The 9929-nt window shown below is 73.7% G+C and carries 11 protein-coding genes, 1 tRNA gene and 1 riboswitch; of the genes, 7 read left to right on the plus strand and 5 right to left on the minus strand.

Translation table 11 applies throughout. The features are described from left to right. Positions 1–134 precede the first annotated feature (134 nt). The 3 genes from KS423_RS28205 to KS423_RS28215 all read left to right on the plus strand — a co-directional run bounded on the left by KS423_RS28205 (position 135) and on the right by KS423_RS28215 (position 2826). Positions 135–208, plus strand: a tRNA-Met gene (locus tag KS423_RS28205). Positions 209–398: 190 nt separating this feature from the next. Further along, on the plus strand, positions 399–1184 hold the full coding sequence (locus tag KS423_RS28210; protein WP_224282589.1) for a hypothetical protein: 786 nt from the start codon (positions 399–401) through the stop codon (positions 1182–1184). Positions 1185–1704: 520 nt separating this feature from the next. Then, entirely contained in the window at positions 1705–2826 is a 1122-nt protein-coding gene (locus tag KS423_RS28215; RefSeq protein ID WP_224282590.1) for a hypothetical protein, read from the plus strand. Here the strand turns inward: KS423_RS28215 and KS423_RS28220 are convergent. From KS423_RS28220 to KS423_RS28235, 4 genes are all read right to left on the minus strand, one after another. Further along, positions 2823–3287 carry a GNAT family N-acetyltransferase gene (locus tag KS423_RS28220; RefSeq protein ID WP_224282591.1) on the minus strand — a complete coding sequence of 155 codons (465 nt, stop codon included), beginning with the start codon at positions 3285–3287 and terminating at the stop codon, positions 2823–2825. The genes KS423_RS28215 and KS423_RS28220 overlap by 4 nt on opposite strands. Before the next feature lie 36 nt (positions 3288–3323). After that, positions 3324–4070: a class I SAM-dependent methyltransferase gene (locus KS423_RS28225; RefSeq protein ID WP_224282592.1), complete on the minus strand. Its 747-nt coding sequence runs from the start codon at positions 4068–4070 to the stop codon at positions 3324–3326. A gap of 83 nt (positions 4071–4153) precedes the next feature. Next, a complete protein-coding gene (locus tag KS423_RS28230) occupies positions 4154–4894 on the minus strand; it encodes a sensor domain-containing protein (protein WP_224282593.1) in 741 nt (246 codons plus the stop codon). Between the two features lie 196 nt (positions 4895–5090). Next, positions 5091–5684: a GNAT family N-acetyltransferase gene (locus KS423_RS28235; protein ID WP_224282594.1), complete on the minus strand. Its 594-nt coding sequence runs from the start codon at positions 5682–5684 to the stop codon at positions 5091–5093. Between the two features lie 42 nt (positions 5685–5726). Here KS423_RS28235 and KS423_RS28240 point away from each other — a divergent pair, with 42 nt between their 5' ends. After that, on the plus strand, positions 5727–6602 hold the full coding sequence (locus KS423_RS28240; RefSeq protein ID WP_224282595.1) for a hypothetical protein: 876 nt from the start codon (positions 5727–5729) through the stop codon (positions 6600–6602). A 56-nt stretch (positions 6603–6658) separates the two neighbouring features. Here KS423_RS28240 and KS423_RS28245 read toward each other — a convergent pair whose 3' ends face one another. Then, positions 6659–7507, minus strand: coding sequence for a M23 family metallopeptidase (locus KS423_RS28245; RefSeq protein WP_224282596.1), 849 nt, complete (start codon positions 7505–7507; stop codon positions 6659–6661). A 13-nt stretch (positions 7508–7520) separates the two neighbouring features. Beyond that, a riboswitch (cyclic di-AMP (ydaO/yuaA leader) is annotated at positions 7521–7679 on the minus strand. A 195-nt stretch (positions 7680–7874) separates the two neighbouring features. Between KS423_RS28245 and KS423_RS28250 the strand changes: the two genes are divergently transcribed. The 3 genes from KS423_RS28250 (at position 7875) to KS423_RS28260 (ending at position 9769) form a co-directional block, all read left to right on the plus strand. Continuing rightward, positions 7875–8165: a YiaA/YiaB family inner membrane protein gene (locus tag KS423_RS28250; RefSeq protein ID WP_224282597.1), complete on the plus strand. Its 291-nt coding sequence runs from the start codon at positions 7875–7877 to the stop codon at positions 8163–8165. Positions 8166–8307: 142 nt separating this feature from the next. After that, positions 8308–9135, plus strand: coding sequence for an alpha/beta fold hydrolase (locus KS423_RS28255; protein ID WP_224282598.1), 828 nt, complete (start codon positions 8308–8310; stop codon positions 9133–9135). A gap of 67 nt (positions 9136–9202) precedes the next feature. Further along, positions 9203–9769, plus strand: a complete 567-nt coding sequence (locus tag KS423_RS28260) for a TetR/AcrR family transcriptional regulator (protein WP_224282599.1) — start codon at positions 9203–9205, stop codon at positions 9767–9769. Positions 9770–9929: the final 160 nt, after the last annotated feature.

Here is a 9929-nt window from a genome sequence, read left to right on the forward strand (position 1 = left end):
CGACGGCGGGCGGAGGGGCGGGCCCGACGGCAGTCGCGCCAGGCTCGGCGGGGCCCCGGGCGCGGGGCCGCCGAAGGCGTCTGAAGAACCGATTTCCCATCTCGGCGACTTCCACGTATTGTTGTGTTCACCGACGCGGGGTGGAGCAGCTCGGTAGCTCGCTGGGCTCATAACCCAGAGGTCGCAGGTTCAAATCCTGTCCCCGCTACTCAGTAGCAGGAAGGCCCGGAGGACACGTCCTCCGGGCCTTTCGCGTGTCCGGGCGCGGACAGAACACGGTCCTGCCACGAAGCTGTAACGGCGGTCCGTCCGACGATCACCTGTCAGGTGCCTGAACCATACTGAGGAAAAATTCATCTCATTGGGGGGCTCGGGCCACCCCGGACAGGAAAAACCACATGTCGTCGAAGCGACTGGTCAGCACCGCCGCGATCTGCCTCGTCCTGGCCGCCGGCACCGCCGCGTGCGGCGGTACCAAGAGCGACGGGAAGAGCGGCGACGCCAAGGCGGGCGCCTCGCAGAAGCTCGACACCGACAAGCTCAGCGCGAAGGACATCGAGAAGCAGGCCAAGGACGCCCTGGCCTCCGCGACCTCCCTCAAGATGGCCGGCACCATCGGCACCGACGAGGGCCAGATGGAGATGAACCTGTCGCTGGACAACAAGAGCCAGTGCACCGGCACCATGGCGATGCCGGGCATGGGCAAGTTCGAGATCATCAGCGACGGCAAGACCTCGTACGTCAAGCCGGACACCGCGTTCTGGACCAACATGGGCGGCCCGAACGGCGCCAAGGCCGCCGAGCTGTTCAAGGGCCGCTACCTGACCGGCTTCGAGAACGACCCGTCGATGGGCTCCCTCACCAGCGTCTGCAACCTCGCCGAGTTCACCAAGAAGATCGGCTCGGAGGAGGGCACCGGCGACAAGGTCGAGAAGGGCTCCGCCGGCAACATCAACGGCGTGAAGACCTTCAGCCTCAAGGCCACCGACTCCAAGGGCGAGGTCACGACCCTCAACATCGCCACCGAGGGCAAGCCCTACCCGGTGCGGATCGAGAACGCCGGCGCCAAGGACGGCGGCAAGATCGACTTCAGCGAGTTCGACAAGCCGCTGACCATCCAGGTCCCGTCGGCCGAGAACACGATCGACTTCACCAAGTTCAAGGACCAGCTCAAGAGCGCCTGAGCAGCGGATCCGGGCGCCCCGCACGGCTGACTCCGTCGGCCGCGCGGGCGCCGCGAATAATCCGTTGCCCTTCCTCCGGTGGGCTGCCTATGGTGGCTGCACACTGAAAGGAGGTGATCCTGAGTTGAGTACCATCAGGATGCGTGAGGTGGCTGCTCGCTAGAGCCGCCCCTGCCTGCGCGGGGTGAGGCCCCAGGCCTCCGGCAGGCGAATCCAAAGCAGTCACCCGGCCCGCGGGCTCACCGGCACATCCCCGGTGCCTCGGCGCCTGGCCAGTGCACGGGCCGGCGTTGAAGGAGCAGCCCGCGGGCCGTCTGCGTTCCCGGGGAGCTTCCGGCACGATTCCGGAGGCTCCCCGTGGCGTGTCCGGGGGCTCTGCCGTTCCCGGGGCGCCGCCGTTTCCCGGGGCTCCGCACGTCGTGACGGGAGGCGCGGGGCCGGGACGTTTCCGCGGTGGGGCCGCGGCGCTAGAGTCGGCGCGGGTTCCGGAGCGGAGCGGCGCGGGCACAGGGGGTAGGCGATGGTGAAGGCGCGGCGGCCGGGCGCCGGGGCGGCACGGCGGACGGCGCAGTGGGGCGCCACCGGGGTACTGGCCGGGACGGGCCTGGTCGGGCTGCTGCTGTTCGCGCTCGGCCGGGAACACGCCTGGCAGGCGCTCGGGGGCGGCCTGGTGGTGGTCGGGGCCTCGGTCGTCCTGGGCGGCGGGCTGGGCTTCCTGTTCGGAGTGCCCCGGGTGCGCGGCGGCGGCACCGGTGAGCCGCAGGGCTCGTACGCGCCGAACACCAATCTGGAGCAGGTCTCGGACTGGCTGACCAAGGTGCTGCTGGGTGTCGGGCTGACCCAGCTCGGCTCGCTCGGCGAGCGGCTGCACGACCTCGGTACGGCGCTGGCGCCCGCGCTCGGCGGGGGCGCGGACGTGGTGCCGTTCGCGGCGGCGCTGGTGCTGTACTTCCTGGTCTTCGGCTTCCTGGCCGGCTGGCTGGTGACCCGGCTGGCACTGCCGCAGGCGCTGACCGAGACCGACCAGGCGCTGGACCTCTTCCTCGCCGGACAGGACCGCGACCGGCACGGCGACAAGGTGGGCGCGGACGACCTGCGGGTCCGCGCGATGCAGCAGCTCGGGCTGCTGGGCGGCAGCGCGGAGCGCCCGGCCGCGCTGGTCGGACAGCTGCCGCCCTCCTCCGGTTCACCGGCCGGGCCGGAGGGCGTGGTGGCCGAGGTCCGTTCGACCGCGCGGCGTTCGGCGCTGACCGCCGAGCAGGTCCGGGGCCTCTTCGCGGACGGCTCCGAGGGCCGGCGGATCCAGGCGCTCGCGCTGATGCAGGGGGACCCGGCGCTGGCGGACCTGCCGAGCGTGCTGGACGCGATCGAGCACCCGCGCTCGGGCTTCGAGCAGTACCACGCGCTGCTGGCCGCCCGGGGACTGCTCTCCCGGCTGCCCGCCGCCGGGGCGCAGCGCCTGCGGGACGCGGTGGCGGCGCAGCTGGTCGACCCGCGGGGCATCCCGTACGGGTCGGACCGCAGCTGGCTGGCGGAGAAGATCCTGTCCCGGCTCCAGGCGGCGGCCCTGGTGCCGGAGCAGCCCGCCCCGCCGGCCGTACCGGCCCAGCCGGGCGGGCCGTCGGCCCCGGGGAACTCCTAGGCGTCCTGGGCGTCCTGGACGGTGAAGCGCAGTTCGGGACGGTCCCAGGTGATCGTCCCGCGTGCGGGGAAGGTGCCGACGCGTTCGGCGCCCACCCGCAGGTAGAAGCGCTCGGCGAGCGGGTGGGAGACCACCTTCACGCTGGCGATCCCGGCCCGGCGGGCCTGCTCCAGCATGTGCTCGATCAGTTCACGGCCGGTGCCGCGCCCCTGGGCCTCGTCGGCGACGAACATCAGGTCCAGTTCGGCCGGTTCGCGGATCAGGGCATAGAAGCCGAGCAGGTGGCCGGTGGCCGGGTCGGCGGCGAGGAACACGTCGTGCCGGGCTACGTAGTCGGGCGTCACCCGGTAGCCGTCGATCATCGCCGCGTACTCGCCGTGGTAGGCGGAGGACGCCTGGATCAGGTCGGTGAGCCGGTCGGCGTCGGCCCCGTCGGCACGCCGGATCGGTGTCGTGGTCATGCGGGCAAGTATAGGGGCGCACCCGATAAGTGACTATTACATCATCGGCCGTCGAACCGCCCTGCGGCGGTGGTCGGCGGCCCGCAGCACCAGGACCCGCCGGGCGCGGCCGTCCACCGGCCCGGGGAGGCGTCGGACCTCGCTGGCTATCCGGCGCTCGCCGAGCGCGTGCCGCAGCGGGTCGAGGTGGCCGCAGCGGCGGCCCCGCCCGTCGTGCAGCGGCTGGACCCGGACCTCGCCGTCCGGGGAGGTGACCCGGACCAGTTCGGTCAGCGCCGCCAACTGGTGCTCGGGACCGAAGAGTTCGGGGTAGGCGAAGAGCAGGTAGCCGCTCAGGGTGAGGGCGAAGGCGCCGTCCGCGAAGGGCAGCCGGGGCAGGGCCGCGGCCACGTACCGCTGCGGATGGGCGGACGAGTCGGCGGCGAACAACCGACGGGCGCGGTCCCAGCTGCGCAGGTAGTGCTCGGACCGGTACGGGCGGGGCGAGGGGGAGAGCTGCGGGCGGGCGGCCATCGCGGTGGCCATCGCCGCCCGGGCGGCCAGGGCGCGGTCCACGACCGCCGGCAGCGGCAGCGCGTACACCGGGTCGGCGGCGATCACCCGGCAGCCCAGCTCGCGTGCCTCGGCGGCCAGGCCGGCCGCACCGCCGGGGCAGTCCAGCAGCGGTCCGGGCAGGGCGGCGAGCCGGGCCCGGGTGAGGCCGAACAGGGCGCAGTACTCGTCCAGCGGGCGGGAGGTGACCAGGACGTCCGGGTGAGCGGGGGGAATGCCGGCGGCGGCCACCCCGCCATCCGAACACGGAGCGGCCCCGTCCGCATCCGGAAGGCGTCCGGGACGCGGGCGGGGCCGCCGGGTGAAGCCGGGGGTCAGCGGCCGAGCAGGCCCCGGGCGGCGGCCCGGTTGACGTTGGTCAGACCGCGGACCAGCTGCGTGGTGAGGAAGACCAGCAGCAGTCCGATGACCGAGAGCACGGCGATCTGCCAGGGCGCCTGGACCTCGTACACGTGCTGGATGCCGTTGCTGTCGGAGTAGTCGAACAGCCGGTACCCGTGCCAGGGGGTGTAGGTCGGGAAGACCCAGTGGTAGAGCGGGTAGAGCGCCAGCACCCAGCCGAGCAGCAGGAACACCAGCGTCACCGAGAAGCTGAACACCGCCCAGGGGAACATCACCACCTGGTACAGCACGGCCTTCCAGCCGGCCGCGTCCGCCAGCCGCGCGGTGATCGCGCCCCAGCTGCCCGGGCGGACCTGGCGCACCGGCTCCGGGCCGGGGACGTCCAGGGCCAGCATGCCGCGCACCCGGGCCCGCTCCAGCCGGCCGAAGCCGCGCGCGAGGCTGGTCAGGGCGCCCAGCACGGGCAGGCCGAGGACGGTCACGAAGGTGCCGAGGCCGAAGCAGAACATGACGATCGAGAGGGAGAACCCGGCGATCGCCACCGGCAGGCCGCTGAGCGCGTAGCCGACCTCCCGGTAGTAGTACGCCGAGAACGGCGCCCGCCACAGGGCCGGCCGCTGCTCGGTCCGGCGGGCCCGGGCGGAGCGCGGGTCGTCACCGTGACCGCCCCGGACGTCCCACTCCCGGTCCTCCATGCTGCGGCTGCTGCTCATGCTCCCGGCCCCCGGCCCCTCGTGCTGTCGGTCGTTCGTCCTGCTGACGATGTCCAGTCTGACGGGCACACAGGCCAGACGGGATCCGGAGGCCTGGCGGATCCGGGGTGGGGTTAACCCCCCCTCCGCAGCGATCCCCTCGTCTCGTTCGGTCCGCTCTGCGCCCGGGCGGCTGCCCCCGGCCCGTCCCCGGCGTTCAGCGGTCCGGGCCCGGCCTGCGGGCACCCGGGCCCGGCCACTCGTCGGCGAGCAGCGAGTAGAGGAACGAGTCGGACCAGACGCCGTCCTTGAACCCGTCGTGCCGCAGCCGCCCCTCCAGCCGGAATCCCAGCCCGGTGAGCACCTTGACGGAGGCCTCGTTGGCCACGGCGACCCGGGCGGCCAGCCGGTGCAGGTCCAGGGCGTCGAAGGCGAGGCCGCAGAGCAGGCCGACGACCTCGCCCGCGTAGCCGCGGCCCCAGAACTCGCGGGCCAGCACGCACCCGAGGTGGGCGGCCCGGTGCCCGTCGAGGGTGAGCGAGGCCTGCCCGACCGGCGTCGCGTCCTCCGGCTCCTCGGCGTCGGCGAGCCTGGTGACGGCGAGCCGGTAGGTGTCCCGCTCCTCGGCCATCGCCTCCTCCAGGTAGAGCTCGACCTGGTCGGCGCAGGCCTCCCGGTCGCTCGGCCCGAAGGGCAGGTGGCGGGTGACCTCCGGGTCGCCGAACAGCGCGTGCAGCGCGTCCACGTCGCCCTCGGTGTGGTGGTACTCACGGACGGCCAGTCGCGGGCCGGTGAGTCGTACGGGGACCATGGCTGCCGACCCTATCCCCGCCCGGCGGCTACCGTTCGGACTATGAACGACGAAGACCTGCGGCTCGCCCCGCGCACCAAGGCCGCCGACCTGCTCGCCTGGGCGGCCGAGCAGGGCCGCGCGCCGGTGGCCGAGGGGCCGCTGCGCGCGGTGCTGGCGCTGCTGGAGCTGGGCGAGAGCAGGATGCACGACGGCTGGCCCGAACTGACCTCCGACGCGGTGGAGCACCTGCTGTACGAGCGGCTCCACCTGTACGTCCAACCGGCACCCGAGGAGGACCCGCTCGCCTACGGCGACGCCGTCCGGCTGCTGATCGACCACCAGCGGGCGGCCCGGCGGCTCAACGCCAAGCGCCAGGAGCGGCTGCACGCGGAGGCCGAGTGGCAGGGCGAGGTCGCGGCAGGGCTGCTGCGCCGCGCCGACCTGGTGACCTGGCCCCGGCTGTACGCGCTGCTGCTGCACGCGCACGGGGTGGACGTCACGGACGGGGAGGCGGTGCGGGACTGGCTGGCCGGCTTCGGGGAGCTGGCGCAGGAGGAGCGGCTGGCCGCGTACGAGGCGCTGGTGCCGGCCGGCTGGCTGGACGAGCCGGACGAGCAGGGCTGGGGCCCGGGCCGGGTGCTGTCGGTCGGCATGGCCACGGACGGCGCGCGGCGGCTGCTGGAGCAGGGCCTGATGCGGCGCAGCTACCGCAACCTGGCCGAGCTGACCGCGCAGGGACGGCCGATGCCGGACGAACTGGCCGGGGACTTCGGGCAGTTCGAGGAGGCGGCGGTCGACGCGGCGCTCGACCTGTTCGGCGGGTGGACGGTGCCGGGGCTGCCGCGGCTGCTGGTGACGGAGTTCCCGGAGCTGGCGCCGGAGCCGGGCCAGGAGGAGATCGAGGCGTACCTGGCGCAGCTGCCCGTCGAGGAGTGAGACGCCGCGCGGAGCCCCCGGCCCGGTGTCCGGGCCGGGGGCTCCGCGCGGGTGCGTCAGGGGTTGAGGCCGCGCTGCTGGAGCCAGGGCTCCGGGTCGACCGGGGCGCCGCCGCCGGGGCGGACCTCCATGTGCAGGTGCGGGCCGGTGACGTTGCCGGTCGCGCCGACCTTGCCGATCTGCTGGCCGGAGGCGACCTTGCCGGAGCCCTTGGTGATCGAGGAGAGGTGGCAGTACCAGATCTCGGTGCCGTCGGGCAGGGTCTCGACGATCCGGTAGCCGTACGAGCCGGCCCAGCCGGCCGAGGTGATGGTGCCCTGGCCGAGCGCGTAGACCGGGGTGCCGGTGTCGGCGGCGAAGTCCAGGCCGGTGTGCAGGTTGGCCCAGTAGCGGGCGCTCTGGCCGTAGTGGGCGGAGAGCCGGTAGTCGTTCACCGGGAGGGTGAGGGCGGCGGCCTTGGCCCGCTCGGCCTCCTCGGCGGCGCGCTTGGCCTCGGCCTCCTTGGCGGCGGCCTTGGCCTCCGCCTCCTGCGCGGCCTGGAGCCGGGCGGTCTCCTCGGCGGCGGTGCGCTGGCTGTCGGCCTGGTGCTGGATGCGGGCGGCGAGCGCGAGGCCGGGGTCGGCGGAGAGGGCGACCGGGGTCTCGTCCGGGGCCTCGACGGCGGGGGCGGCGGCCGGGGTCGCCGAGGCGAAGCCGGTGGCACCCAGGGTGGCGGCGACGGCGGTGACGCCGAGCAGTGGGGAGGCTCCGCGGGTCTGACGCGGCATCCGGTGGCGGTTGGTCTCGGCCTCCGGGCCGAAGGCCTCGGGACCGAAGTCCTCGGGACCGTCCGTGCCGGGGTGGTCGAGGAGCTGGGTACCGGCTGCGAAGCCGGCCGGGTGTGCCGGGGTGTGCGTCGACGCCACGGGAGGCGCGCTCCTTTCCTTCCTTCGCGCCTACCGGGTTAGCTGACGGGTTCGGAGCAGGAAGGTCTCCTACGGCCGGGCCGGAGCCCTGCCGATTCACCCCAAGGAACGTGGTTCCCCGGCTCCCTGACCTGCCCGGAGGCCGGTCGGTGGGATTAGGCGACGGCGCACGGTGCCGTCTGGGTACGGCGTTGACAACCGCGCTGCGTTATCAAACGTTAATCCTAGGACGCTCCGATTCCAAGCCATCCGTTCGGAGCAGCTCGGGGGAAGGTGATCGGACGTCAACGAACGGCCCCTCATACACGGCCCCATCTGAGTACTCCTACTCATGTGCGGCCCGGCGGGGCCGCCGCATCCTGACGCCATGAGCGCACCGATGCAGGCCCGCACCACGGCCGCGTACTTCGTCCAGGCCGTCCTCTCCTTCTCCCTGTCGGGCATCGCCCTCGCCGCCGGAATCGCCTACCTGCCGGTCGGCGGGTGGACCCGGGCCTTCCTCGGGATCGGCCTCCTCTACACCGTCACCTCCGCGTTCACGCTGGCGAAGGTGATCCGGGACCGGCAGGAGTCCAGCGAGATGATCACCCGGGTCGACCAGGCCCGGCTGGAGAAGCTGCTCAGCGAGCACGACCCGTTCAAGGTCGAGGGGGCCTGACCGGCCCCCTTCCCTTTCTCCCGGCCCGTCACCCCGGCCCGGCGCCCGCCGACCGCTTGACGGCTAAGGCTATTAGCCTTAGCTTTATGGCTATCGGCAGCACGGCCGATGCCCCGCACCGACGGCCCGAAGGGGACCCCCCATGAACGGCACCATCACCCCGAGCACCCAGTACCTGACCGTTCCCGGCGGCCGGATCGCCTTCGACGACACCCGGCAGGGCGACGGCACCCCCGTCGTCCTGCTCCCGGGCATGCTCGACAGCCGGGCCGCGTACCGGCACCTGCGCCCGCTGCTCGTCGCCGCCGGCCACCGGGTCGTCACCATGGACCTGCGGGGCTTCGGCGAATCCTCCATCACCTGGGACGACTACAGCCCGGCCGCCATCGCCGGCGACGTGCTCGCCCTGCTCGACCACCTCGGCATCGAGCGCGCCGTCCTCGCCGGGAACTCGTACACCGGCGCGACCGTCGTCAAGGCCGCAGGGGACGCGCCCGAGCGGGTCGCCGGGATCGTCCTCCTCGACGCCTTCGTCGAGAACCCGCCGCAGGGCGCCCTGATGCGCGGCGTCATGGGCCTGATGGGCGCCGCCCTCGTCCACTGGCCGGCCTCCTGGGGCTTCTACCTGCGCCGGATCGCCTTCCCCGGCGCCAAGCCCGCCGACTTCGACGCGTACGTGGACGGACTGGTCGCCGCGCTGCGCACCCCGGGACGGAAGACCGCCACCCGCGGGTACGTCCACGGCGACTCGGCACCGGTCGGCTGGACGGCCGCGGTGCGGTGCCCGGCGCTGGTGGTCATGGGCAGCAAGGACCCCGACTTCCCGAAGCCGGAGCTCGTCGCCGACCGGCAGGCCGCCGCACTCGGCGCGCGAAAGGCGATGATCGAGGGGTCCGGGCACTACCCCATGGCCGACAACCCGGCGGCCACCGCGGACGCCCTGCTGCCGTTCCTCGCCGAGCTCGGCTGAGCCCCGCCTGCCCCGCCCCGCCCCGTCCCGACCCGCCCGTCCCGACCCGTACGGAGAGCCCGAACCCATGCCCCGCGCAGGACTGACCCCCGACCAGGTCGTCGACCACGCCCTCGCCCTCATCGACGAGCAGGGCGCCGAGGCCCTCACCCTGGCCTCCGTCGCCGCCCGGGCCGGGGTCGCCACTCCCTCGCTGTACAAGCACGTCAGCGGCGGCCTCGCCGAACTGCGGCGGCTGATCGCCGTCCGGGTCACCGGGGACCTGGCCGACCGGCTGGCCGAGGCGGCCGTCGGGCGCAGCGGGGACGACGCCGTCGCCGCCGTCCTGCGTGCCTACCACGCGTACGCCACCGAGCATCCGCACCGCTACAACGCCCTCCCCCAGGCCCCGCAGCCGGACGACGACCTGGCCCGCGCGGCCGCCCGGCTCGTCGGGGTGATCATCGCCGTCCTGCGGGAGTACGGCCTCGACGGCTCCGAGGCGATCCACGCCGCCCGCACCGTCCGCTCCCTCGCCCACGGCTTCGCCTCCCTCACCACCGCCGGCGCCTTCCGACTCGCCGAAGACCTCGCCACCACCCACGACCGCCTCATCACCACCCTCACCACCGGCCTCCGCACCTGGCCCGCGTAGGCGGTCGGCCCGCGCCGGGGCGAGAGCCCACGTGCGGACGGACCCACCGGCAGCCCGCGGGAAGCCGACCTGGCCGACCTGCCGCGCAAGCCACCACGAGAAGGCCGCGCAAGCGCGGGGCCCGATGGCCGCCGGCGGCGCGTGAGGAGTCGGGCCGGCC

Source organism: Streptomyces sp. LS1784 (assembly GCF_020103755.1).
GTDB lineage: Bacteria > Actinomycetota > Actinomycetes > Streptomycetales > Streptomycetaceae > Kitasatospora.

Coding starts and splice junctions, on each gene's coding strand:
- KS423_RS28255 (WP_224282598.1), top strand. CDS start 8,308: ATGAACGGCACCATCACCCCGAGCACCCAGTACCTGACCGTTCCCGGC.
- KS423_RS28230 (WP_224282593.1), bottom strand. CDS start 4,894: ATGAGCAGCAGCCGCAGCATGGAGGACCGGGAGTGGGACGTCCGGGGC.
- KS423_RS28235 (WP_224282594.1), bottom strand. CDS start 5,684: ATGGTCCCCGTACGACTCACCGGCCCGCGACTGGCCGTCCGTGAGTAC.
- KS423_RS28250 (WP_224282597.1), top strand. CDS start 7,875: ATGAGCGCACCGATGCAGGCCCGCACCACGGCCGCGTACTTCGTCCAG.
- KS423_RS28210 (WP_224282589.1), top strand. CDS start 399: ATGTCGTCGAAGCGACTGGTCAGCACCGCCGCGATCTGCCTCGTCCTG.
- KS423_RS28220 (WP_224282591.1), bottom strand. CDS start 3,287: ATGACCACGACACCGATCCGGCGTGCCGACGGGGCCGACGCCGACCGG.
- KS423_RS28260 (WP_224282599.1), top strand. CDS start 9,203: ATGCCCCGCGCAGGACTGACCCCCGACCAGGTCGTCGACCACGCCCTC.
- KS423_RS28240 (WP_224282595.1), top strand. CDS start 5,727: ATGAACGACGAAGACCTGCGGCTCGCCCCGCGCACCAAGGCCGCCGAC.
- KS423_RS28215 (WP_224282590.1), top strand. CDS start 1,705: ATGGTGAAGGCGCGGCGGCCGGGCGCCGGGGCGGCACGGCGGACGGCG.